Genomic DNA, 22,062 nt, shown 5'->3' with positions numbered 1-22,062 from the left:
GCGTCCCGGCGATCGGCGGGACGCCTTTTTCTTGTCCAGACGCTGCAATCGCCGGCTGGAGCAAGGATAGCTCTGAACCCCTCGACGATCGGATTCCGACATGGTCAATGAAGTGAAGCCTGCCGAGGACTTCAAATATGGGCTGGGCAACTACCAGCACACGCGCCGGATGGTGCTTGCGGTGCTCGTCGTCGTCCTGTTCGCAGCACTGCTGTTCGGGCAGTCGACCTTTCCGCCGGACACCCCGGTGCATGAGTCCATCGAAATGTTCGGCGTGCTGTTGATCTTCCTCGGCGTCGTCGGACGCCTGTGGTCGACGCTCTATATTGGCGGGCGCAAATCCGCCGAGGTGGTGACTGGCGGGCCCTATTCGATCACCCGCAACCCGCTCTATGTCTTCTCGAGCGTCGCCGCCGCCGGCGTCGGCGCGCAGATCGGCTCGATCACGGCCACGATCGGCTTTGGGCTGCTCTGCGCGGGCGCCTTCTACATCGTCATCCTGCGCGAGGAGAAATTCCTCAAGGAGGCTCTCGGCGCTCCTTACCAGGCCTATCTGGCGAAGGTGCCGCGCTTCTTCCCAAGGCTTTCGCTTTATGAGGAAGGTGATACCGGCAGCTTCAAGCCGCGCCTGCTGTTGACCACTTTGCTCGACGGGTTGGTGTTCCTGGTGGCACTGCCGGTCTTCGAAACCATCGATGGTGCGCAGCAGTCGGGGATATTGCCGGTGCTGTTCCGGCTGCCATAACGTCGCATCCCGGCAGGTGTTGCGTGCAAGCCTGCTTTGACGTATAGGACCGCCGTTCCAAGAAAACCGCCCGGCAGGGCATGCCGTGGCGGTTTCATTTGCTTTTCGGGCTTTGGTCGGCCCGAAGCGAACAAAACAAGAGGCGCGGAGTGCCGAAGGCACGACAGGGACCTCATAGAAACGGAGTAGCAAAATGCCCAAGATGAAGACCAAATCGGCCGCCAAGAAGCGGTTCAAGATCACAGGTACGGGTAAAGTCCTGTCGGCTGCGGCCGGCAAGCGTCACGGCATGATCAAGCGTTCCAACAAGTTCATTCGAAATGCCCGCGGCACGATGGTTCTGGCTGAACCGGATGGCAAGAAGGTCATCAAGAATTTTCTGCCGAACGGCCTCTAAGGCATTCGGTCCGGACACGCATTTGTTTTACGCAATTCCGAACGGAAAACCGCCAGGGCACTTTTCCTGGAATTGCTTTTAAGGAGATCATGACATGGCACGCGTAAAGAGAGGCGTCACCTCGCACGCCAAGCACAAGAAGGTCCTGAAAGCCGCCAAGGGTTTCTACGGCCGCCGCAAGAACACCATCCGCATCGCCAAGCAGGCGGTGGAAAAGTCGCTGCAGTACGCTTATCGCGACCGCAAGAACCGCAAGCGCTCGTTCCGCGCTTTGTGGATCCAGCGCATCAACGCCGCGACGCACGAGCACGGCCTGACCTATGGCCGCTTCATCGACGGCCTCAACAAGGCCGGCATCGAAATCGACCGCAAGATCCTGTCGGACATGGCCATCCACGAGCCGCAGGCGTTCGCCGCTCTCGTGGCCAAGGCCAAGGTCGCGCTCGAATACCTCAAGAACACCACGCCGAACGCTTTTGAAAGCGCTGTCGCTTAAGACCAGCGCTTCCCAAGCATTCGCAATTCTGATTTGGGGAACCCGCGCTGGCACGGCTGGCGCGGGTTTTTCTTATGCCTAGAGCGGTTCATCGTCTAACGGGAACGCCGAACCGCTCCATGTCTTTGTTTTTACGCAATTCCGGACGGAAAACCGCTTCACACTTTTCCTGGAATTGCTCAATCGGGTCTGGAACATGAGCGACATGGAAACTCTCGAAAATTCCCTGATGGCCGACATCGCCTCGGCCGCCGACGAGGCGTCGATCGAAGCCGTGCGCGTTTCGGCGCTCGGCAAGAAGGGCTCGGTCTCCGAAATGCTGAAGACGCTTGGCGCGATGAGCGCCGAGGAGCGTCAGGTGAAGGGCCCGGCGATCAACGGCCTGAAGAACCGCGTCACCGAGGCGCTCACCCAGCGCAAGGCCGAACTGAAGGATGTGGCGATCTCGGCCCGTCTCGCCGCCGAGACCGTCGACGTGACGCTGCCGGTGCGCCAGTCGCCAGCCGAGCGCGGCCGCATCCATCCGATCAGCCAGGTCATCGACGAGATCGCCGCGATCTTCGGCGACCTCGGCTTCGCCATCGCCGAAGGCCCGGATATCGAGAGCGACTACTACAATTTCACCGCGCTGAATTTCCCCGAGGGGCATCCGGCGCGCGAGATGCACGACACCTTCTTCTTCCAGCCGGACGAGAAGGGCGAACGCAAGCTGTTGCGCACCCATACCTCGCCGGTGCAGATCCGCACCATGGAGCGGCAGAAGCCGCCGATCCGCATCGTCATTCCGGGCAAGACCTACCGGCAGGATTCGGACGCTACCCACTCGCCGATGTTCCATCAGGTCGAGGGGCTGGTCATCGACAAGTCGGCCAACGTCGCCAACATGAAGTGGGTGCTGGAGGAGTTCTGCAAGGCCTTCTTCGAGGTGCCGAGCGTCAAGATGCGCTTCCGGCCGTCCTTCTTCCCGTTCACCGAGCCGAGCCTCGAGGTCGACATCCAGTGCGACCGCTCGCGGCCGGGCGAAGTGCGCTTCGGCGAAGGCTCCGACTGGATGGAGATCCTCGGCTGCGGCATGGTGCATCCCAATGTGCTGCGCCATGGCGGGCTCGACCCGGACGAGTACCAGGGCTTCGCCTGGGGCATGGGCATCGACCGCATCGCCATGCTGAAATACGGCATGCCGGATTTGCGCACCTTTTTCGATGCCGACGTGCGCTGGCTGTCGCATTACGGCTTCCGGCCGCTCGACATGCCGACGCTGTTCGGGGGCCTAAGCGCATGACAGCGCCGCACACTGGCGGCTGCCGCTGCGGCGCCGTGCGGTTCGAGGCCTCGGCCGAACCGCACCATGTCAGCTATTGCCATTGCGGCGATTGCCGGCGGGCGAGCGGCGCGCCGGTGTCGGCCTTTGTCGGCTTCCTGACCGACCAGGTCGCCTTCACCGGCAAGGCGCTGAAGATGTACGAGAACGGGCCGGTGACGCGCTCGTTTTGCGGCATCTGCGGCTCGCCGATCGCCTATGTCGACGAGCGGCTGGAAGACCACATCTATTTCACGCTCGGCGCCATGGACATGCCGGCCTATTTCAAGCCGACGCACCATGCCCATGTGCGCGAGCAGCTGCCCTTCCTGCACATGCCGGACGACTTGCCGCGGCACCTGAAGACCAGCGCGCCAAGACCATCATCGTCTAACCCGGACGGAACACAGTCATGAAATTCACCCTCTCCTGGCTCAAGGATCACCTCGAGACCGACGCTTCGCTGACGGAAATCGTCGAGCGGCTGACATCGATCGGCCTCGAAGTCGAACATGTCGACGACAAGGCCGGCCTGAAACCCTTCGTCATCGCCAAGGTGCTGACGGCGGTGCAGCACCCCGACGCCGACCGGCTGCGCGTGCTGACCGTCGACACCGGCGACGGCAAGGCTCCCATCCAGGTCGTCTGCGGCGCACCGAACGCCCGCGCGGGCCTGATCGGCGCTTTCGCAGCGCCCGGCACCTATGTTCCCGGCATCGACGTGACGCTGACGGTCGGCAAGATCCGCGGCGTCGAAAGCCACGGCATGATGTGCTCGGAGCGCGAGCTGGAATTGTCGGACGAGCATCACGGCATCATCGACCTGCCTGACGACGCGCCTGTCGGCACCAGCTTCGCCGCCTATGCGCATCTCGACGATCCGGTGATCGAGATCAACCTGACGCCGAACCGGCCGGACGCGACAAGTGTGTACGGCATCGCCCGCGATCTCGCCGCGAGCGGGCTCGGCCGCCTCGTCGGCGGCGCGATCATGCCGCATGCCGGCAGCGGCATGTGCCCGGTGAAGGTGTCGATCGAAGCGCCTGAGCTCTGCCCCGGCTTCGCGCTGCGGCTGGTGCGCGGCGTCAAGAACGGTCCGTCTCCGAAATGGCTGCAGCAGCGGCTGATCGCCATCGGGCTCAGGCCTATCAGCGCGCTGGTCGACATCACCAATTACGTCACCTTCGACCGCGGCCGGCCGCTGCATGTGTTCGATGCCAGGAAGGTCAACGGAAACCTCACCGTGCGGCGCGCACGCGATGGCGAGAAGGTGCATGCGCTCGACGGCCGCGAATATACGCTGACGCCGGAGATGTGCGTCATCGCCGATGAGGACGGCGTCGAATCGATCGCCGGCATCATGGGCGGCGAGCATTCGGGCTGCGACGAGAGCACCACCGACGTGCTGATCGAATCCGCACTTTGGGATCCGATCACCACCGCGCGCACCGGCCGCACGCTCGGCATCATCACCGATGCGCGTTACCGCTTCGAGCGCGGCGTCGACCCGGAATTCATGGTGCCGGGCGTCGAGCTTGCGACGAAGCTGGTGCTCGATTTCTGCGGCGGCACGCCGACGGAGATGGAGGTGACCGGCTATAGCGGACACAAGCCGAAGATCGTTGCCTTCCCGCTGTCGGAAGTGAAGCGGCTGACCGGCATCGAGGTGCCCAGGGCGGAAAGCCTCGACATCCTGTCGCGCCTCGGCTTCGAGCCGCAGGGTTCGGGCGAGGTCGTCGACGTGAAGGTTCCGTCCTGGCGGCCGGATGTCGACGGCAAGGCCGATTTGGTCGAGGAAGTCATGCGCATCCACGGCGTCGACAACATCGCGCCGCAGCCACTTGGGTCGCACGACGCGGTCAATTCCAAAATCCTGACCACGCTGCAGATCCGCACCCGCACGGCCAAGCGTGCGCTTGCCGTGCGCGGCATGATGGAGGCCGTCACCTGGTCGTTCATCCCCGCCAAACACGCCGAACTGTTCGGCGGCGGCCAGACCGCGCTGAAGCTCGCCAATCCGATCGCCTCCGACATGTCCGACATGCGGCCCTCGCTGCTGCCCGGCCTGATCGCGGCCGCACAGCGCAATGCCGACAAGGGCATTGGCGATGTGGCGCTGTTCGAAGTCTCGGGCACCTATGAGGGCGATGGCGCCGACCAGCAGCGGCGTGTTGCCGCCGGCGTGCGCCGCGGCACCGCCAAGCTCGACGGCTCCGGACGCAACTGGGCCGGCAATTCAGGGCCGGTCGGCGTGTTCGACGCCAAGGCCGATGCGATCGCGGCACTCGAAGCCTGCGGCGCACCGGTCGAGCGGCTGCAGATCGAGGCCGGCGGCCCGGCCTGGTACCATCCCGGCCGCTCCGGCACGATCAAGCTCGGGCCAAAGGTCATTTTGGGTTCGTTCGGCGAATTCCATCCGAAGACGCTGGAGGCGCTGGATGTTTCCGGACCGCTGTGCGGCTTCGAAGTTTTCGTCGACGCCGTGCCGGAGCCGAAGGCCAAGCCGACGCGGACCAAGGCGAAGCTGGAGCTCTCCGCCTTCCAGGCGGTGAAGCGCGACTTCGCCTTCGTCGTCGACAGAGGGGTCGAAGCCGGCACGCTAGTGCGCGCGGCTTTGGCCGCCGACAAGAAGCTGATCACCGGCGTCTCGGTGTTCGACATCTTCGAAGGCGCGTCGCTCGGTGCCGCCAAGAAATCGATCGCCATCGAGGTGGCGATCCAGCCGGTCGAAAAGACTTTGACCGATGAGGATTTCGAGGCGCTGGCCAGGCGCATCGTTGAGAATGTCGGCAAGCAGACGGGCGGCGTGCTGAGGGCGTAGAGCGGCTAACGCCGCCCTACGCATTTTGCCTTTTCGCAATTCCGGACGGAAAACCGCTACGCACTTTTCCTGGAATTGCTTCTGAGGATTGCCGACAGGTGGCGAATCGCTCTCCAAAGGGCGATGGACCATCTTCGCTATGCTGGCCTCTCCTTCGAAGAGCAGCGCGCTGTGTTTCTCGGCATCGTCGCGGCTGAACCGCTGCTTGTCGAAGCACTGGCGCGGGCACGCCGGCTTGACCTGCCGGACTGGCTGGTGGTGTCCGGCGCGCTCTACAACAGCATCTGGAACCATTTGACCGGCAAGCCGTCGGGTTACGGCATCAAGGATGTCGACCTGTTCTATTTCGACGACACGGACCTGACCTACGGGGCCGAAGACGCGGTCATTCGCCGGGCGGCGCAGCATTTCGAGGGGCTGACGCTGCCAGTCGAAGTGCGCAACCAGGCGCGGGTGCATCTGTGGTATCCGGCCAAGTTCGGGCAGCCCTGCCCGCAGTATGCGAATTCCAGCGAGTCGGTTCGCCATTTCGCTTCAAAGACCCATGCGGTGGGTGTTCGATGCGATGCTGATGGGCAGTTGGAACTGGTGGCGCCGTTCGGGCTCGACGACATTTTTTCGTTTCGTATCACGCCGAACCGGGTGATGGATAATCAGCGCACGCATGAGACGAAGGGGAAGCGGGCGAAGGAGTATTGGCCGGAGATTAGTGTGGAGCCGTGGTGACTACCCTCCCCCTTGTGGGGAGGGTCGATCCGCGTAGCGGATCGGGGTGGGGGTTCTCGTAGGGCGCTCCCCCACCCCGTCTCGCTGTCTCCGCTTCGCTGTGACAGCGACCCGACCCTCCCCACAAGGGGGAGGGTGAAGGCCTAGCCATTCACCAGCGCCAGCAACTCTTCGGTGTAGCGCTTGCCTACGACCTTGTCCGGCGAGAGCGCGTCGCCGATGGCCGCCACCTCGGCCTGGCTCAGCTCGATATTCGCTGCCGCCGTGTTCTGTTCCAGATGGTGGATTTTTCGCGCGCCGGGGATGGGCACGATGAAATCGCCCTGGTGCAGCACCCAAGCGAGGGCCAGTTGCGCCGAGGTCACGCCCTTCTCCGCCGCCATCTTTTCCAGCGTAGCAATGACGGCCGCATTGGCCGCCATGGCATCCGCCTGGAAGCGCGGCAAGCCGCGGCGCCAGTCGCCTTCACTCAAGGCCTCGGGGTTGGCGATCGTGCCGGTCAAAAGGCCACGGCCGAGCGGGCTGTAGGGCACGAAGCCGATGCCGAGTTCGCGGCAGACGGCGAACACCTTGTCTTCCGGATCGCGGCTCCACAGCGAATATTCGCTCTGCACAGCAGATATCGGATGCACGGCATGGGCCCGGCGGATGGTCGCCGCACTCGCCTCCGAGAGACCCAGCGCCCGCACCTTGCCCTCGCGCACCAGCTCGGCCATGGCGCCGACCGTCTCCTCGATCGGCACGTTGGGGTCGACGCGGTGCTGGTAGTAGAGGTCGATGACATCGGTGCCCAGCCGCTTCAGCGACGCCTCGGCGACCGCCTTGACGTGCTCGGGGCGGCTGTCGACGCCGGCCATGCGCTCGGTGCCCGTGCCCTCCTCAAGGATCCTGAAGCCGAATTTGGTGGCAATCGTCAAGCTGTCGCGGAAAGGTTTTAGCGCCTTGCCGAGCAGGATCTCGTTCTCGTAGGGGCCATAGACTTCCGCCGTGTCGAAAAAGTTGACGCCGAGCTCGACGGCGCGATGCAGCGTGGCGATCGCGTCCTTCTCCTCCTGGCCGCCGTAGACAAAACTCATGCCCATGCAGCCGAGACCGACAGGGTAGACGTTCAATTCAGTGCCTAGCTTGCGGGTTTGCATCACGCGTCTCCTTTGTTTGCTTGTTTGCGATGCCGGAGAGATAGCGCCTTGCTCCACGTTCGATAATCGGTTCTTGTTTGCACAGGTTGTTCTAAAAGATAGATCAATGAACCGAACTCACCTTTCACAGCTTGCAGTGCTGGCAACCGTCGCCCAATGCGGCAGCTTTCGCGGCGCGGCCAGGGAGCTAGCGATTGCGCCTTCAGCGGTCAGCCACGCGGTGTCCAGCCTGGAGGCGCGGCTCGGCGTGCGGCTGCTGGCGCGCAGCACGCGCAGCGTCGCACCGACCGAGGAAGGTGCGCAGCTGCTTGAGCGTCTGCGGCCGGCGCTATCGGAGATCGATTTGGCGCTCGAATCGGCCGTCGAGGCACGCGACCGGCCGGCCGGCAATCTCCGGCTGACGGTGCCGCGCACGGCCGCGCATCATGCGCTGACGCCCCGGCTTGGCGCCTTTGCCCAGGCCTATCCCGACATCGTGCTGGAGATCGTCATCGAGGACCGCTTCACCGATGTTGTCGAAGGCGGCTTCGACGCCGGCGTGCGGCTCGGCGAGAGCCTGCAGCGCGACATGATCGCGGTGCGCATCGGGCCCGACATCCGCGGCGCGGTGGTCGGTGCGCCGTCCTATTTCGCGAGCATGCCCAGACCGCGACACCCGGACGATCTCGCCGACCATCACTGCATCCGCTTCCGATTCTCCAGCGGCATTCTCTACCGCTGGGAGTTCGAGAAGGGCGGGGAAGAGATCGAGATCGCCGCTCAAGGCCCGCTGATCCTCGACGAGGATCATCTGATCGCCCAGGCGGCGATCGACGGCGCTGGTCTTGCCTTCGTGTTCGAGGACTATGTTCGCGGTGCCATCGGCGACGGCAGGCTCATCCGCGTGCTGGAGGACTGGTGCCCGACCTTCGACGGCTTCTTCGTCTATTATGCGAGCCGACGGCAGATGCGGCCGGCATTGCGTGCCTTCGTCGACTTCTTCAAGGTGAGTGGCTAATCGGAAGAAAGATGGTCCGGCAATCGTTGAGTGGCCATGACAACAATGATCACCAACAACACGAACCGCTATGGCTGGGCGGCGATCGCGCTGCATTGGCTGATCGCGTTGATCTTCATCGGCCAGTTTGCGCTCGGCTTCATCATGGTGCGGATCGAGAGCCAGCGCACCGCCTTCGAGCTGATCCAGCTGCACAAGTCGTTCGGATTTCTGCTGCTCGGCCTAGTGATCCTGCGCATCGCCTGGCGGCTCGGCAATGCGGCGCCGGCGCTGCCGCGCTCGGTCGGAGCCTTGGAGCGGCGGACGGCGCCACTGGCGCATTTCGCGCTCTACGCGTTCCAGCTTGCCTTGCCGCTTTCCGGCTGGGCGCTGGTCTCGGTGTCGATGCTGGAAATCCCCAGCCTGCCGTTCAACCTGTTCGTCATGCCGAACCTGCCGCTTGCCATGTCGGACGCGTCGGAGAACATCTGGGCAGCGGCGCACTGGTATCTTGCCTATGCCGGCATCGCGCTTGTCGTCCTTCATGCGCTGGCCGCGCTGCGGCATCATTTCTGGCTGCGCGACAGCGTGCTCGTTCGCATGATCACACCTTCGTCAGATCAAGAGATGGAATAGGACGGGCGGCTGATACGTTCATGGGGCGAGGACGCAGACAGTGCGTGTCTCCAGAAGGAAAAAACCCATGTATGCGCGCATCCTCGGATTGGCGGCTTTTGCCGCTTGCCTTGCCATGCCTGTTTTCGCGGCGGTTGCCCTTAGCGACGCCGCCGGCAGCTATACGATCAGCCCGGGCGCTTCAAGCATCCGCTTCACCATCGGCAAGGCCGGCGGCGGCGGGCTCGACGGCGCCTTCGCCCGTTTCAAGGGCACGATCCGCATCGACAATAGCGATGTCGGGCGCTCCGCTGTCAATCTCACCATCTATCCCGAAAGCGTCGGCACCGGGCAGAACCGCATCGATGCGTTCCTGCGCTCCGACGCGGTGTTCGACACGGCCAACAGCCCGGAAATCCAGTTCCGCTCGACCAGCGTCAAACGCACCAGCGACACGACGGCTTTGGTCACCGGCCAGCTGACGGCGCGCGGCAAGACGTTTGCCGAAAAATTCACCGCCGAACTCGGCGGCCTCAAGGGAGGCACGATCAAATTCCACGTCACCGGCAAGGTGCTCAGGTCGCGCTACGGCATGGATGTCGGCACGCCGATCTATTCCAACGTCGTCAACTTCGACATGACGTTGACGGGGAGAAGGGGCTGAGCGATCGCAGAACCGGGCCACTTGTCCTCACTTCGTGAGGCGAGGTACTCAGGGTCTCCCGCATTGGCTTTTCCATCGATTTCGGGCAAACCTCGACGCCTGCAAACTAGAGATGGAGAAGCCGGATGTTCCGATGGGGTGTTTTGTCGACGGCCAAGATCGGCCGCGAGCAATTGTTGCCGGCGATCGTCGAGGCGGAGAACGGCGTGCTGTCGGCGATCGCCAGCCGCGACCTGTCGAAGGCGCGTGCGCTGGCTGACCGCTTCGGCGCGCCGCATGCCTTCGGCTCCTATGAGGAGCTGCTGGCTTCCAAGGACATCGACGGCGTCTATATCCCGCTGCCGACCTCGCAGCATGTCGAATGGACGGCGAAGGCGATCGAGGCCGGCAAGCATGTGCTGGTCGAGAAGCCGCTGGCGCTCAACGCCAAGGACATCGCGCCGCTGATCAAGCTGCGCGAGGCCAAGAAGGTGCTGGTGTGCGAGGCCTTCATGGTCATCTACCACCCGCAATGGATCAAGGTGCGCGACCTCATCGCCAGCGGCGCCATAGGCCGGCTGCGCCATGTGCAGGGCGCGTTCTCCTACTACAATGTCGACCCCAAGAACATGCGCAACCAGCTCGATCTCGGCGGCGGCGCGCTGCCCGACATCGGCGTCTATCCGACGGTGTCGACGCGCTTTTCGACCGGCAAGGAGCCGCTCCGGGTGCAGGCGACAATCGAGCGCGACAAGACTTTCGGCACCGACATCTACTCCTCGATCCGTGCCGATTTCGGCGACTTCGAACTGTCCTTCTACCTGTCGACGCAGATGGCGGCCCGGCAGGTGATGGTGTTCCACGGCGAGAAGGGTTTCATCGAGGTCTTTTCGCCGTTCAATGCCGGGCTCTACGACCATCACCGCATCGAGCTGCACAACCAGAACCATACCGAGGCGCAGGTGTTCCGCTTCCCCGGCACGCAGCAGTACCGGCTGGAGGTCGAGACCTTCGCACGGGCGGCACAAGGCGGCAAAGAGCGTGTCTTCACGCTGGAGGAATCGGTGCTCAACCAGAAGGTCATCGACGCCATCTTCCGTGCCGGCGGCAAGGACGGCTGGGAGAACGTCTGATACTTTCCAAAGCCTGGGGGGAGAAAAAGATGGCTGACGATGCGGATGTGATCATTGTCGGGGCGGGACTGGCCGGCCTCGTCGCCGCGGCGGAACTGGCCGAGGCCGGCAAGAAGACCATCATCGTCGACCAGGAGCCGGAGCAGTCGCTGGGCGGCCAGGCGTTCTGGTCGTTCGGCGGGCTCTTCCTCGTCGATTCGCCGGAACAGCGGCGCATGCGCATCCACGATTCGCACGAGCTGGCGCTCGAGGACTGGATGGGCACCGCCGCCTTCGACCGGCCGGAGGACTTCTGGCCGCGCAAATGGGCCGAGGCCTATGTCGGCTTCGCCGCCGGCGAAAAGCGCTCCTGGCTGATGCAGCGTGGCATAAAATTCTTTCCGGTCGTCGGCTGGGCCGAACGCGGCGGTGGTAATGCGATCGGCCACGGCAATTCGGTGCCGCGCTTCCACATCACCTGGGGCACCGGCCCCGGCGTTCTCGAACCTTTCGTCCAGCGCGTGCGCGAGGCCGAGAAGCGCGGGTTGATAGGCTTCAGGTTCCGCCACCGCGTCAACGAGCTGATGCGGTCGGGCAAGACGGTGACCGGCGTGCGCGGCGATATCCTCGCGCCAAGCACTATCGAGCGCGGCCGCAAGAGTTCGCGCGAGATTTCAGGCGATTTCGAGCTTCACGCGCAAGCGGTGATCGTCGCCTCCGGCGGCATCGGCGCTAATCCCGAGCTGGTGCGCAAGAACTGGCCGCAGCGGCTGGGCGCACCGCCGAGGCGCATGATCACCGGCGTGCCCGACCATGTCGACGGCCGCATGCTCGGGATCACGGAGGCGGCCGGCGGCACTATCATCAACCGCGACCGCATGTGGCACTATGTCGAGGGGATAAAAAACTGGGCGCCGATCTGGACCGACCATGCCATCCGCATCCTGCCCGGCCCGTCCTCGCTGTGGCTCGACGCGCGCGGCAAGCGCCTGCCGGTGCCGCTCTATCCGGGCTTCGATACGCTGGGCACGCTCAGCCACATCATGAGCACCGGCTTCGACTATTCCTGGTTCATCCTGACCAAGAAAATCATCCAGAAGGAGTTCGCGCTGTCGGGCTCCGAGCAGAACCCGGACCTGACGAACAAGAGCTGGCGGCAGGTGCTGGGACGCGCCACATCGGGCATTCCTGGCCCGGTGAAGGCGTTCATGGAAAAGGGTGAGGACTTTATCGTCGAGGCCGAGCTGCCGAAGCTGGTGGCGCGCATGAATGCGCTCGCCGGCGGTGAGCCCTTGCTCGAACTCGCACAGATCGAGCGCGAGATCCGCGCCCGCGACCTGCAGCTCGGCAACCCCTTCTCCAAGGACATGCAGATTACGGCGCTGCGCGGCGCGCGCGCCTATCTCGGCGACAGGCTGATCCGCACGGCGAAGCCGCACAAGATGCTCGATCCGGCAAACGGGCCGCTGATCGCGGTGCGCCTCAACATCCTCACCCGCAAGACGCTGGGCGGCCTGCAGACCGACCTCGACAGCCGTGTTCTCGGCGCCGACGGCCAGCCCGTCGAAGGGCTCTACGCGGTCGGTGAAGCCGCCGGCTTCGGCGGCGGCGGCGTGCATGGCTATGCCGCGCTTGAAGGCACCTTCCTCGGCGGCTGCATTTTCTCGGGCCGCAGCGCGGGGCGAGCCGCCGCCGCGGCGGTCGGGTGAACGCAAACGGCGCCCGCACGCGGACGCCGTTGTCTCTCTGGAATTACGAGCTTGGCTATGCCTTGGCTCCCGCACCGCCGAGCGCCTGGTGCAAGGTCTCCGCGAACCGGTCGGGGTAAGGGGCAAAGCCCATATGGTCGCCAGGAAAGGCGACCGGCAGCGATGGCTTCGCCTATCGGCTGGCAAGGACCATGCGGTTGCCTTCGCTGTCGCGGAATTCGGCGACGGTGCGGCCCGGCTGCCACGGTGCTTCCTGCGGCTCGGTGACGATCTCGACGCCACGCGCCTTCAGGGCCGCGGTCGTCTGTTCGACATTGTCGTCGACCAGGACCAGAACCGGTTCCGTGCCTGGCTCTGCGTTCGCCCGCCTGACGAAATGCAGGTTGGTGACCGCATGGGGAAATGCCAGCTCGATCCAACGCCAGCCACTGTCGCCCATCGGCTGGTCGGCTATGAGCTGGCAGGCAAGGTGACCGGTGTAGAACGCCTTGGCGCGGTCCTGGTCGAACACGGGAAGTTCGGCAAACTGGATATGCATGATGTCTCTCCTCATCACGGAGACCGCGGCGCGGCCTCGACCGATGAAAGACGACGGAGGCGATCGAAAAGATTCGCAGGCAGCCGAGAATCTTTTTGGCGATGCGCAACGTCTTTCTCGTGCAGACCCACCAATCAGGAGACAACAATGGGCTACAATCTCATCCGCTACGGCGTGAAAGACGCCAGCATCGCCGACAACCGGGCGCTGGTGGCGAAGGTGTTCGAGGCGCTCGACCAAACGAAGCCGCAATACGTGCGCTATCTGGTGCTGGAGCTGGAGACAGGCGAGTTCGTCCATCTCGTCGGCCAGGACAAGGACAGTTCCGCTCTTACCGGGCTCGATGCCTTCAAGGCGTTCAGCGCCGATCACGCAGAGCGGCGCTCCGGGCCACTCAGCAGATCGGCGGCAAAAATCGTCGGCAACTATCGTATGCTGACGGATGCCGATGAGGTCATGCCGGCCTGACCACGGGTGCCGGCATGGCGTCTGAACCAGCCACGCGGAGAACGAGGACAATGAGCACACAAAAACTCGACCGCGTGGCACTGGAGGCGATGCTTGCAGGACTGCGCCCGAAGCTGCATCGCTACTGCGCCCGCATGTCGGGCTCGGTGATCGACGGCGAGGACATCGTGCAGGAGACGATGCTGAAGGCGCTGCAGGCGCTCGACGGCAACGCCGTGGTCGAACGTCCCGAGCAATGGCTGTTTCGCATCGCCCACAATGCCGCGCAGGACCAGCTGCGCCGGCGCCAGCGGGAGCTGGCGCGCATGACCGAGGCCGACATGACGACGATAGAGGATCCTTCCGCCGGTGCCGATGCGAGGCTCGCCGCTGCGGCCAGCCTGCGCAGCTTCATGCAGCTTTCGGTGGCGCAGCGCAGCGCCGTGATCCTCGTCGATGTGCTCGGCCTCAGCCTCTCCGAGACCTGCGAGGTGACGGGCGCTACGCTGGCTGCCACCAAGGCGGCGCTGCATCGCGGCCGGGGCGAGTTGAGAGCGCTGGCATCGGAGGAGACGGTCATGCCGAGGCTCGATGCCGACGACGAGCGGCGCCTGCGCCGCTATGTCGACCTGTTCAACGCGCGCGACTTCGATGCGGTCAGGGCGCTGATCGCCGAGGATATCCAGCTTGAGGTCGTCAACCGCACCCGCCTCAGCGGCAAGGCACAGGCCTCGACTTATTTCGGCAATTACGACCGCGCCAGTGACTGGGCGTTGTCGCTGGGCTTTGTCGAAGGCCAGCCGGCGATCCTGATCCGTGATCCGCAGACGCCTGACGGCGCGGTGCGCGGCTTCATGCTGGTCGAGTGGCTGGACGAGCAAGTGATCGCGATCCGCGATTTCCGCTACGCGCCCTATTGCGTCGTCGATGCGGATATCCGCCCGATCGAAGATTAGATGGTTGCCCTGGGAGGGTTCTCCCCTCTGGCCTGCTCACTGGTCGACGACAAGACGCAGCACTCGGGAGGCCGGCAACAGTCGCACACGCCTGCCCCAGTCAAAGGCAATAAAGTCCTGCTCGATGCCGTCCGCGAAAATCACGCCGCCTTCATTCATCCGGGAGGTGATCAGAAGAGGCCTTTCGGTGATCTTTCCGGCGCGCAGCCTTGTGGCCGTGGCCACGCTTGGAAAGGGCTCGCGCACCCAGAAGCCGACCGCGTGCTCCTCGCGGCCAAGCTCCAGATCGAGATGCGTTGCGTCCATGATCGAGCGGGCCCAGCCGGTCGCGCCGGTGCCGGAGGCGACGATGAGACCGCTGGAGGAATGGTCCTCCGCTTCGCCCTCGGCCTCGATCCGGTAACGGGCCGACTGGTGGCTGCGGTGGCCGACAAAGATTTCATTGAGCGCGAGAAGCATTTCCCCGCCGTCGAGCTCGGCCTCGACCATGGTTCGGGATTCCACGCCTGCATCGCCAGCGATGCTGGCGGCCAGCAACCTGGCCAGCCTGCCGACCCCGATCCTTACCAGGACCCCGTCATAGAGATCCGGTGCCGGATTGACGCCCAGGACCGGCTGCCCATCGAGATATTTGGCCACGTTGGCAACCAGCCCATCCTGCCCGACCGGTACCACGACGTCGTCCGCGGCGAAGAGGAACCGGTCAAGGTCGGCGCGCCGGACCAAAGCCTGCCGCCAGTCCGCGGGCACCGAGCCCCGAGCCGCCGCCAGGACCGCGTGGAAGGCATGGTGACGGGCCTCGATATCCTCGATGCGCTGGCCGCGCGTCTGCAGGAAGAATCGAGCCTGATCGCGCGTGGCGTGGCGCGCGACCAGAAGCTCGTAGTCGGTCTCACGCGTCACGAAGACGGCGCGGGGACGGTTCACCGCCATTTTCGCCCCCTTCAGCGGGCATCGACGAGTGCCGGGCCCTTGCGGAATTCGCCAAGCACGGTGGCGAGCAGGTCCGGCGTCACATTGACATGCTCTATCTTCTCCAGCTTGCCGGCGAGCTGCTGGGCGGCGAGGCCGAGCAGGATGGCCGGCGGCAGGTCGCGGTAGATCGCGATGCGCTGCCGCTCCGCCTCGGCCCTGGCGCCTTCGACGGCGCGGATACGCTCGGCTTCGGCCGCCGCCTCCACCTGCCGCGCTTCCGCCACGCCGGTGGCGCGGTTGCGGGCATTCTCGGCCTCTTCGGCGATCAAGAGCTTCTCGCGCCGCGCCAGTTCCGTTCGGGTGGCCAGTTCGTTCTCGGCAATGGCGCGCTCCTTCTCGACGGCGAGTGCCCGCCGCTCGAAGGTCGCCTGGTCGGCCTTCTGCTGCAGCGCCTCGAAGGTCGGCGTCTGCAAGGCGCGATCGAGCTCGCTTGTCGGAACGAGGTTGGTGAGCCGTACCGTGACGGCGGCGACGCCGATATCCGTCAGCGCCGGATCGGCGGCAACCACCGCCTGCAGCCGCTCGCGCAAGGGCGCAGGGCCGGCATCGAGCAGTCCGCGCACCGGCGCCTGCCCCAGATATTGCTGCACTGCCTGATTGGCGATGCCGGCAATGCGCGCCTGTATCGTCTCGATCGGCTCGCCATGCGTTCTGCCGGTTCTCAGGTCGATGCTGAAATCGACGCGTTCGGCCAGTCGTTGCGGATCGACGACGTGCCAGCCGACCGTGCCCTGCACGGTGACGGTCTGGAAGTCCTGGCTGCGGCCCTTGACGAACAGCGTCATCTCGCGGTCGTCCATCGGCACTTCGGCAATGCTGGCGGTTTCAGGCGCGAACCAGAAGACCAGGCCGCGGCCGCTCTGCATCACCTGGCCGTTGCGATAGCGGATGATGTGGCTGCTTGCTTCGCTGCGAAGCTGGGCGATGAAGCCGAAGCTGCGGATCGTGGCCATGATGGTTTCTCCCTCAATCGGTTACGGACGTTGAAAACGGTAAAGCTCCGCCGGGCGATAGGCCGTGCCCGCCTCATAGGCGCCCGTGGCAGCAAGCCAGCCTTTGTCGAGCAGGCGGCGGCGGAAGGCCGGCTTGTTGAGCGACGTGCCGAGAATTGCCTCATGCACATCCTGCAACTGGCGCAGCGTGAACAATTCGGGCAGGAGCGCGAAGCCGACATCCGAATAGTCGAGCTTGCCGCGCAGCCGCAGCACCGCCGTCGCCAGGATATCGGCATGGTCGAAGGCGAGCGTCAGCGCCCCGTTTTCCGGCGACACAACGCTTACAGGGCCGCCGGCCTCGCCGGACCACGGCACTTGGATGGCGGCCGGGAGCAGGGCAGGCATTGCCTGCAGCGCGGCGTCGAAGGCCGTCTCGGTGAGCAGCGCGAGATAGGCGACGCTGATGATACGCATGCGCGGGTCACGATCGACCGCACCGAACGTGTAGAGCTGCTCGAGGTGAGCGTGGCCGATCCCGGCCTTCTCGCGGAGCACCCGTGCAGCCGCAGCGTCGAGGGTCTCGTCGATGCCGACGAAGCCGCCCGGCAGCGCCCAGCGGCCCTGATACGGCTGCTGATCGCGCTTGAGCAACAGGACGGCAGGCTTTCCATTCCGCACCCCCAGCAGGACCAGGTCGACTGTCACCGACGGCCGCTGGAACGCGTTCGGGTCGTAACCCCTGAGGAAATCCGTCTCGTCCATTGGTGCGCTCCATACTAATATGCAAGATACATATATCTTATGTGCATATATGTCAACGAGGCACGCGATGGAACGGTCAAGTCGTTAACAATTCATGCAAGGTGGCGCAGATATTGTTGGCCAGCAGCCCGAGAAGTGAGTCATCCCATTGCGCAATACTCCCGCCGAGGCAGTCGATTTGCAGCTTGTCATTCACAATGACGACCAGACCCCGTGGGAGTTTGTCGTCAATCTCGTTCGCTCTGTCTTCGACCGATCGGAGGCGGAGGCCTTCGCCGCGACAGTGGCGCAGCAGGGAAAGGCTGTGTGCGGCAGCTATCCTTTCGCGGCGGCTAGGGCGAGACCAGGTGCTCGCGTCCGCCCGGCTCCACCATCTTGAGCCGGCTTTCGGGCCCGTCCGCTTCGAGGATAATGTAGCTCTCGTCGTCGCCGCCGACGAAGCTTAAGCCCGCTCCGGTCATCGAGGCACTGATCTTTACCGAGGGCTGGCCGTTGGGGTGGATCAGCCGGAACAGCACGGTTTCGCTCGCCCCTTCGACCTCGGGCTGGATGGCGCGCACCCGCCCCCGGGGGTCCACGAGCTCGAAGGCGCTGCCGCGAAGGATGCCCATGCCGCCCTGTGCGGTCGCCGGCAAAACTTGCGTCAACCCGATTCCCAAGAGCAAAACCAAATTGGCCGCAGTCAATACGCCAAGAACTGCCTCACACCTCATCTATCATTCCTCCAACCATCAGCCGATCGGGAAATGTTGCGCCTCTTTTGCGGCAGTGCGGTGACCACCGTCTGCCGATGGAGACGCCGAAATGCGGGGGGAATGACCGGATGGGGTCAGAACTAGACGTCGCGACGCGATTTTGGAATATGCATTCCGATTGGCGCGCCGGACGAGATGAAAATGGGCACCACTATGTCATTGCCGCGCCTATTGATTTCTGAAATCGTCGCTCGGAATGGAAGGTTCGCCTTGCGCGCCATAAGCAGACGAAGAATGGCACCCTGCAATGGGCGCCGGCCCTCCCCACACTCGAACTCCGAAAATCCCCGAAAAATGTTGCGGCCGAGCGCTACAAAAGCCATAGTCAGGCCCCCAACGGAATGACGCAAACGGCTTCGTTTGCCGCGGAGGGGTAGGGCTGTTCGCGGCCCGGGAAGGGGCAAATCACAGGGGAATTCGCCATGAACAATGTCTCTCGGCGAAATGCCATCAGCCTCGTTTTGGCGGTCGCAGCCGCCCTGTTTGGGGCCTCGATGCCCTCTTTTGCCACGGAAGCGGTGCCGCTCGCGATCAAGGGTTATGACCCGGTCGCCTATTTCACCACCGGAAGCCCCACGCGCGGGCTGCCGGAGATCGAGTACGAATGGGACGAGCACCGCTACCTCTTCGCGAGCGCCGAGCATCGCGAGCTTTTCAAGGCCGATCCTGTTCGCTACGCGCCGCAGTTCGGAAATTATTGTGCAATGGCGCTGGCCTTGGGCGCGGTCGACGAGGCCAACCCGGAGAACTGGCTGATCAGCGAGGGCAAGCTTTATATTTTCGGCAAGCCGGCCCCGATGGGACCCGAACTCTTCGGGCTGGACCTTGCTGCGAACGTCGCGAAGGCCAACGAGAACCGCGCGCTACTTCCAGGACACTAGAGCAATTCCAGGAAAAGTGCGTAGCGGTTTTCCGTCCGGAATTGCGTAAAAACAACTACTTAGAGCGGGTCGGCGATTCCGTCAAAAGCTGAACCGCTCTAGCGGTTCATTCTCTCTGTGACGGGGTAGAGGCGGGCCTTGCGGAATCCGTCGCGCAGATGTTCGAGATCGCCAGCGCTTAGAAGCTTGGTTCCGAACTCCTGCGGGTCGAAGGTTGGGTCGATGCGGCGTATCATCGTTACGACACGCGCGGCGTCCTCCGCTCGGTTGTCTTGTGCATAGGCCGCCGCCAGCAGGATACGGCTGAAGTTCGCGCCCGCGGTTGTTCGAAGACTAAGTTCCGCCTGTTCGATCGCCGCGCCGTAACGCCTCTTCAGATAGTAGGCCATGCTCAGCGCAAAGCGATCGATCGCATTGAGATCGGGGTCGATACGCTGCGCCTGCTCCAAGGCCTCGATCGCCGCATCCGTCTGTCCCAGCCACAACAGGATGGTGCCGCGCCCGGCGAGGCCGTGGGCATCGTTCGGATTGATCGCAATGGCGCGCTCGATCTCCGCCTCTGCCTGGTTGTATCTCTGACGAAAGAGGTGGATGTGGCCGAGAGTGATGCGCGCACGCACTTCCGAATCATCAAGGCTCAGCGCCTTGATTGCCAGTTCCTCGGCACGGCTCAGGAAGGCGGTTGGCGATTCCGCCCAGCCCATCGAGCTGGCAAGGTGATAGGTTTCGGCAAGTGCCGCATAGGCGGCAGCGTAGTTCGGGTCAAGCTCGATGGCGCGTCTGAGCAGGGCGCGCGCCTCCACATTGTTTGCGTACGTCGGGCGCTGCAATGCCGGCCTGGCGCGCAGCACGTAATCATAGGCTGCGAGATTTTCGGTTGGCTTTGCGAACACCCGATTTTGTTCGATCTGCGTCACGCGAATCGCCAGGACTCCGACAATGTCAGTGACAATCTTGTCCTGCAGCGCAAACACGTCCGCCAGCGCTTCCTCGAAGCTTGCAGACCAAAGCACCCGTCCCTGCCTTGTGTCGACGAGTTGCGCGATGACCCGCACGCGGTCGCCGGTCTGCCGGACGCTGCCTTCGACCAGATAGCTGACGGCGAGACTGCGGCCGATCTCGTCCGGGCTTGCGGGCTTTCCCTTGTAGGGGAAGACCGCGTTCCACGACATCACGGTCAGCGCGGAGAACCGGCCCAGTCCGTTGATGATATCCTGCGTCAATCCATCTGCGAAATGCTCACGAGCCGAATCGTCGCTGTGGTTCTGGAACGGGAGAATGGCGATCGCGGGTTTCGTGCCGACTTCAGCACTTCTGGTGAATTGATCGCCAGAGCGCAGAATGCTGAGAAATTTCCACTCAGAGCCAAGACCGGCCCACAGCGCGCCTACAGTGAGCAAAATCATCAGAGCCAGAGCGGCGAACAATCCCCGACGCCGGCTGGCGGGCGCCGGAGCGGCCGTGGCGGCGAGCCGCACGCGAAAGGCGCGCACCGGCCGAGCGATGTTCTTGAGCTCCTGTTCGCCCATATCCTCAAAGACGATGTCGAGCTTGCCTTGCGCGTCTTCCTGCACGCGGCCCGAGACGCAGATGCCGCCAGGCTCCGCGAGCCCCTCCAAGCGGGCTGCCACGTTGACGCCGTCCCCGATAATGTCGTCACCCTCGATGATGATGTCGCCGACATTGATGCCGACGCGGAACTCGATACGTTGTCCTGCCGGCACCGCGACATTGCGTTCCGCCATGCCGCGCTGGACCTCGACGGCGCAGCGCATGGCCTCGACCACACTCGCGAACTCGACCAGCATTCCATCGCCGGTGGTTTTGACAATCCGCCCGCGGTGTTCATTGATCCTTGGGTCGACCAGGGCACGCCGATGCTCCTTCAGCTGGGCGAGCGTACCTTCCTCGTCGTTGCCCATCAGCCGGCTGTAGCCGGCGATGTCGGCCGCTAGAATGGCCGTAAGTCGCCGCTCTACATGCTCGATTGACAATCCGGGCCTCCCAGCGCGGAGTAGCCCACCACATCGGCAGCAAGAATGGCGGCAAGCTTGCGATCCACGACGGCGTTCTTTTAAGACCACTTATGGCCCGAGGAATGCACCGTAGCAGAAGTCGCACATTTTGTATCGCCGCAAGGCCCTTTGATGTGCATGCACCGGAAGGGTCTGGCATGGGCGCGAACCGGACGGCGCGCCACACGATTTTGGAATGTACATCCCGATTCGCGCACCGGAGAGGATGAAACTGGGCACTGCTATGCCATTGTTGCTGCGAGGCATTTGCAAACGCAAGGCAGGCGCGGCGCAGCTGTCTCCGTCCACGAAGCCGGCTGTAACGCGGTGGCCGTCGGGATGGGCAAGGCAGCCGGCTAACGAATTTCGGCCTAGGCTGATGCCGTCCCGGACAGGATCAATGCTGAACCCCAGATACACGAAGGCACCCGCCTGTTCGGCACCTCTCTTGACGGCTGACGCTGCCTTAGTTCACCTTTTGCACCGCCGGCGGCATCCACGAATCCTCGGTCACCGCCGTCTTCGGCCAGTAGCCCGGCAGCCGCGCTCGCGCCTTGACTGCCGAGTGCGGTCGAGCGGCGGCTCGGGGCCGTATCGCCGGACTATTGCGCCGGCGCCGGTATCGGCAGGATGCTTGAGACCTTCCAGCCGCCCGGCGTCTTGGCCAGCACCATATTCATCAGGAATCGCATTGGTTGCGGCTGTTGGCCCGGTGCACCGATCGTGAAGTTGATCGGGATGTAGATTTGCGCCGCCCCATCTCCGATCATCATAACTTTCAAGCCTGAAACCTCGGGATCGAGACGCCACGTCCCCTCATAGAGCGAAGCGAAGCGCTTGAGCGCCGCATCCGCCCCCCAGACCGGCGTTCCGCGCGTGATCCAGAGAAACCTCGGCGAGCCCAGCAGCAGAGATTCCACCGCCTTGACATCGTGGGCGTTTTGAGCGGCGACGAAGCGATCGAACGTTGCTCGCACCTCATCTTCAGGCGCCGCGACAGCGGATCTGATCATGAGGGACATGAGCATGAGCGCGATGCATGCGGCCCAGCGCCTTGCGATGTGATTGTGAAACAGGCCGATCCGACCAGTCTTGCTGACTACGCGATTCATAATCCGC

Annotated in this window: 24 protein-coding genes; 16 read left to right on the top strand and 8 right to left on the bottom strand. The window is 63.9% G+C overall.

Annotated features, from left to right (window positions below; translation table 11 throughout):
- Positions 1-100: 100 nt before the first annotated feature.
- From A6B35_RS04890 to A6B35_RS04860, 7 genes are all read left to right on the top strand, one after another.
- Entirely contained in the window at positions 101-745 is a 645-nt protein-coding gene (locus A6B35_RS04890) for a methyltransferase family protein (protein ID WP_006201249.1), read from the top strand.
- A gap of 193 nt (positions 746-938) precedes the next feature.
- Complete coding sequence (gene rpmI, locus A6B35_RS04885) at positions 939-1,142, top strand: 50S ribosomal protein L35 (RefSeq protein ID WP_006201248.1); 204 nt, start codon at positions 939-941, stop codon at positions 1,140-1,142.
- 94 nt (positions 1,143-1,236) lie between these two features.
- A complete protein-coding gene (gene rplT / locus A6B35_RS04880; protein ID WP_006201247.1) occupies positions 1,237-1,638 on the top strand; it encodes a 50S ribosomal protein L20 in 402 nt (133 codons plus the stop codon).
- Between the two features lie 196 nt (positions 1,639-1,834).
- Positions 1,835-2,920 carry a phenylalanine--tRNA ligase subunit alpha gene (pheS, locus tag A6B35_RS04875; RefSeq protein WP_006201246.1) on the top strand — a complete coding sequence of 362 codons (1,086 nt, stop codon included), beginning with the start codon at positions 1,835-1,837 and terminating at the stop codon, positions 2,918-2,920.
- The gene (locus tag A6B35_RS04870) at positions 2,917-3,354 is read left to right on the top strand and encodes a GFA family protein (protein ID WP_006201245.1); all 438 of its coding nucleotides are present in this window, start codon (positions 2,917-2,919) and stop codon (positions 3,352-3,354) included. The genes pheS and A6B35_RS04870 overlap by 4 nt, the downstream gene beginning before the upstream one ends.
- Positions 3,351-5,759, top strand: a complete 2,409-nt coding sequence (pheT, locus tag A6B35_RS04865; protein WP_006201244.1) for a phenylalanine--tRNA ligase subunit beta — start codon at positions 3,351-3,353, stop codon at positions 5,757-5,759. Before A6B35_RS04870 ends, pheT begins: the two co-directional genes overlap by 4 nt.
- Positions 5,760-5,882: 123 nt before the next feature.
- The gene (locus A6B35_RS04860) at positions 5,883-6,485 is read left to right on the top strand and encodes a nucleotidyltransferase family protein (RefSeq protein ID WP_006201243.1); all 603 of its coding nucleotides are present in this window, start codon (positions 5,883-5,885) and stop codon (positions 6,483-6,485) included.
- Positions 6,486-6,628: 143 nt separating this feature from the next.
- On the opposite strand, the gene A6B35_RS04855 is transcribed toward A6B35_RS04860, so the two are convergent.
- Positions 6,629-7,624, bottom strand: coding sequence for an aldo/keto reductase (locus tag A6B35_RS04855; RefSeq protein ID WP_006200670.1), 996 nt, complete (start codon positions 7,622-7,624; stop codon positions 6,629-6,631).
- Positions 7,625-7,730: 106 nt separating this feature from the next.
- Between A6B35_RS04855 and A6B35_RS04850 the strand changes: the two genes are divergently transcribed.
- From A6B35_RS04850 to A6B35_RS04830, 5 genes are all read left to right on the top strand, one after another.
- Positions 7,731-8,621 carry a LysR family transcriptional regulator gene (locus A6B35_RS04850; protein WP_006200669.1) on the top strand — a complete coding sequence of 297 codons (891 nt, stop codon included), beginning with the start codon at positions 7,731-7,733 and terminating at the stop codon, positions 8,619-8,621.
- Positions 8,622-8,657: 36 nt separating this feature from the next.
- Positions 8,658-9,236 carry a cytochrome b gene (locus A6B35_RS04845; RefSeq protein WP_040582191.1) on the top strand — a complete coding sequence of 193 codons (579 nt, stop codon included), beginning with the start codon at positions 8,658-8,660 and terminating at the stop codon, positions 9,234-9,236.
- 67 nt (positions 9,237-9,303) lie between these two features.
- Positions 9,304-9,879: a YceI family protein gene (locus A6B35_RS04840; protein ID WP_006200667.1), complete on the top strand. Its 576-nt coding sequence runs from the start codon at positions 9,304-9,306 to the stop codon at positions 9,877-9,879.
- 125 nt (positions 9,880-10,004) lie between these two features.
- A complete protein-coding gene (locus tag A6B35_RS04835; RefSeq protein WP_006200666.1) occupies positions 10,005-10,991 on the top strand; it encodes a Gfo/Idh/MocA family protein in 987 nt (328 codons plus the stop codon).
- A 29-nt stretch (positions 10,992-11,020) separates the two neighbouring features.
- Positions 11,021-12,679, top strand: a complete 1,659-nt coding sequence (locus tag A6B35_RS04830; protein WP_006200665.1) for an FAD-binding dehydrogenase — start codon at positions 11,021-11,023, stop codon at positions 12,677-12,679.
- 172 nt (positions 12,680-12,851) lie between these two features.
- Here the strand turns inward: A6B35_RS04830 and A6B35_RS04825 are convergent, their stop codons facing one another.
- Entirely contained in the window at positions 12,852-13,217 is a 366-nt protein-coding gene (locus A6B35_RS04825; protein ID WP_006200664.1) for a VOC family protein, read from the bottom strand.
- Between the two features lie 147 nt (positions 13,218-13,364).
- On the opposite strand from A6B35_RS04825, the gene A6B35_RS04820 reads away from it, so the two are divergent.
- Both A6B35_RS04820 and A6B35_RS04815 read left to right on the top strand, forming a co-directional pair.
- Positions 13,365-13,685, top strand: a complete 321-nt coding sequence (locus A6B35_RS04820) for a hypothetical protein (protein ID WP_006200663.1) — start codon at positions 13,365-13,367, stop codon at positions 13,683-13,685.
- 50 nt (positions 13,686-13,735) lie between these two features.
- Positions 13,736-14,620: a sigma-70 family RNA polymerase sigma factor gene (locus tag A6B35_RS04815; protein ID WP_006200662.1), complete on the top strand. Its 885-nt coding sequence runs from the start codon at positions 13,736-13,738 to the stop codon at positions 14,618-14,620.
- A gap of 36 nt (positions 14,621-14,656) precedes the next feature.
- Here A6B35_RS04815 and A6B35_RS04810 read toward each other — a convergent pair whose 3' ends face one another.
- From A6B35_RS04810 to A6B35_RS04800, 3 genes are read right to left on the bottom strand one after another with little or no spacing between them, the layout of a single operon-like run.
- On the bottom strand, positions 14,657-15,553 hold the full coding sequence (locus A6B35_RS04810; protein ID WP_006200661.1) for a diacylglycerol kinase catalytic domain-containing protein: 897 nt from the start codon (positions 15,551-15,553) through the stop codon (positions 14,657-14,659).
- A gap of 11 nt (positions 15,554-15,564) precedes the next feature.
- On the bottom strand, positions 15,565-16,548 hold the full coding sequence (locus A6B35_RS04805; protein WP_006200660.1) for an SPFH domain-containing protein: 984 nt from the start codon (positions 16,546-16,548) through the stop codon (positions 15,565-15,567).
- Positions 16,549-16,569: 21 nt separating this feature from the next.
- Positions 16,570-17,292: an NUDIX hydrolase gene (locus A6B35_RS04800; protein ID WP_006200659.1), complete on the bottom strand. Its 723-nt coding sequence runs from the start codon at positions 17,290-17,292 to the stop codon at positions 16,570-16,572.
- A gap of 148 nt (positions 17,293-17,440) precedes the next feature.
- Between A6B35_RS04800 and A6B35_RS37485 the strand changes: the two genes are divergently transcribed.
- Positions 17,441-17,671, top strand: coding sequence for an ATP-dependent Clp protease adaptor ClpS (locus A6B35_RS37485; protein ID WP_157999200.1), 231 nt, complete (start codon positions 17,441-17,443; stop codon positions 17,669-17,671).
- Here A6B35_RS37485 and A6B35_RS04795 read toward each other — a convergent pair.
- Positions 17,625-18,005: a hypothetical protein gene (locus A6B35_RS04795; protein WP_006200658.1), complete on the bottom strand. Its 381-nt coding sequence runs from the start codon at positions 18,003-18,005 to the stop codon at positions 17,625-17,627. The genes A6B35_RS37485 and A6B35_RS04795 overlap by 47 nt on opposite strands.
- A 464-nt stretch (positions 18,006-18,469) precedes the next feature.
- Here A6B35_RS04795 and A6B35_RS04790 point away from each other — a divergent pair, with 464 nt between their 5' ends.
- The gene (locus A6B35_RS04790; protein WP_006200657.1) at positions 18,470-18,928 is read left to right on the top strand and encodes a YHS domain-containing (seleno)protein; all 459 of its coding nucleotides are present in this window, start codon (positions 18,470-18,472) and stop codon (positions 18,926-18,928) included.
- 98 nt (positions 18,929-19,026) lie between these two features.
- On the opposite strand, the gene A6B35_RS04785 is transcribed toward A6B35_RS04790, so the two are convergent.
- Positions 19,027-20,922, bottom strand: a complete 1,896-nt coding sequence (locus tag A6B35_RS04785; RefSeq protein WP_006200656.1) for an adenylate/guanylate cyclase domain-containing protein — start codon at positions 20,920-20,922, stop codon at positions 19,027-19,029.
- Positions 20,923-21,545: 623 nt separating this feature from the next.
- The gene (locus A6B35_RS04780; protein WP_006200655.1) at positions 21,546-22,055 is read right to left on the bottom strand and encodes a nuclear transport factor 2 family protein; all 510 of its coding nucleotides are present in this window, start codon (positions 22,053-22,055) and stop codon (positions 21,546-21,548) included.
- Between the last annotated feature and the right edge of the window lie 7 nt (positions 22,056-22,062).

Origin of the sequence: Mesorhizobium amorphae CCNWGS0123 (assembly GCF_001686985.1) — a bacterium.
In the GTDB taxonomy this organism is placed as follows: Bacteria; Pseudomonadota; Alphaproteobacteria; order Rhizobiales; family Rhizobiaceae; genus Mesorhizobium; species Mesorhizobium amorphae.
Note: the sequence above shows the minus strand (reverse complement) of the source record. Positions and strands in the feature narration are given on the sequence as shown.

What these genes read in the sequence shown, in the direction of transcription:
- A6B35_RS04890 (WP_006201249.1), top strand. Translation starts at nt 101, where the DNA reads ATGGTCAATGAAGTGAAGCCTGCCGAGGACTTCAAATATGGGCTGGGC.
- rpmI (WP_006201248.1), top strand. Translation starts at nt 939, where the DNA reads ATGCCCAAGATGAAGACCAAATCGGCCGCCAAGAAGCGGTTCAAGATC.
- rplT (WP_006201247.1), top strand. Translation starts at nt 1,237, where the DNA reads ATGGCACGCGTAAAGAGAGGCGTCACCTCGCACGCCAAGCACAAGAAG.
- pheS (WP_006201246.1), top strand. Translation starts at nt 1,835, where the DNA reads ATGAGCGACATGGAAACTCTCGAAAATTCCCTGATGGCCGACATCGCC.
- A6B35_RS04870 (WP_006201245.1), top strand. Translation starts at nt 2,917, where the DNA reads ATGACAGCGCCGCACACTGGCGGCTGCCGCTGCGGCGCCGTGCGGTTC.
- pheT (WP_006201244.1), top strand. Translation starts at nt 3,351, where the DNA reads ATGAAATTCACCCTCTCCTGGCTCAAGGATCACCTCGAGACCGACGCT.
- A6B35_RS04860 (WP_006201243.1), top strand. Translation starts at nt 5,883, where the DNA reads ATGGACCATCTTCGCTATGCTGGCCTCTCCTTCGAAGAGCAGCGCGCT.
- A6B35_RS04855 (WP_006200670.1), bottom strand. Translation starts at nt 7,624, where the DNA reads ATGCAAACCCGCAAGCTAGGCACTGAATTGAACGTCTACCCTGTCGGT.
- A6B35_RS04850 (WP_006200669.1), top strand. Translation starts at nt 7,731, where the DNA reads ATGAACCGAACTCACCTTTCACAGCTTGCAGTGCTGGCAACCGTCGCC.
- A6B35_RS04845 (WP_040582191.1), top strand. Translation starts at nt 8,658, where the DNA reads ATGACAACAATGATCACCAACAACACGAACCGCTATGGCTGGGCGGCG.
- A6B35_RS04840 (WP_006200667.1), top strand. Translation starts at nt 9,304, where the DNA reads ATGTATGCGCGCATCCTCGGATTGGCGGCTTTTGCCGCTTGCCTTGCC.
- A6B35_RS04835 (WP_006200666.1), top strand. Translation starts at nt 10,005, where the DNA reads ATGTTCCGATGGGGTGTTTTGTCGACGGCCAAGATCGGCCGCGAGCAA.
- A6B35_RS04830 (WP_006200665.1), top strand. Translation starts at nt 11,021, where the DNA reads ATGGCTGACGATGCGGATGTGATCATTGTCGGGGCGGGACTGGCCGGC.
- A6B35_RS04825 (WP_006200664.1), bottom strand. Translation starts at nt 13,217, where the DNA reads ATGCATATCCAGTTTGCCGAACTTCCCGTGTTCGACCAGGACCGCGCC.
- A6B35_RS04820 (WP_006200663.1), top strand. Translation starts at nt 13,365, where the DNA reads ATGGGCTACAATCTCATCCGCTACGGCGTGAAAGACGCCAGCATCGCC.
- A6B35_RS04815 (WP_006200662.1), top strand. Translation starts at nt 13,736, where the DNA reads ATGAGCACACAAAAACTCGACCGCGTGGCACTGGAGGCGATGCTTGCA.
- A6B35_RS04810 (WP_006200661.1), bottom strand. Translation starts at nt 15,553, where the DNA reads ATGGCGGTGAACCGTCCCCGCGCCGTCTTCGTGACGCGTGAGACCGAC.
- A6B35_RS04805 (WP_006200660.1), bottom strand. Translation starts at nt 16,548, where the DNA reads ATGGCCACGATCCGCAGCTTCGGCTTCATCGCCCAGCTTCGCAGCGAA.
- A6B35_RS04800 (WP_006200659.1), bottom strand. Translation starts at nt 17,292, where the DNA reads ATGGACGAGACGGATTTCCTCAGGGGTTACGACCCGAACGCGTTCCAG.
- A6B35_RS04795 (WP_006200658.1), bottom strand. Translation starts at nt 18,005, where the DNA reads ATGAGGTGTGAGGCAGTTCTTGGCGTATTGACTGCGGCCAATTTGGTT.
- A6B35_RS04790 (WP_006200657.1), top strand. Translation starts at nt 18,470, where the DNA reads ATGAACAATGTCTCTCGGCGAAATGCCATCAGCCTCGTTTTGGCGGTC.
- A6B35_RS04780 (WP_006200655.1), bottom strand. Translation starts at nt 22,055, where the DNA reads ATGAATCGCGTAGTCAGCAAGACTGGTCGGATCGGCCTGTTTCACAAT.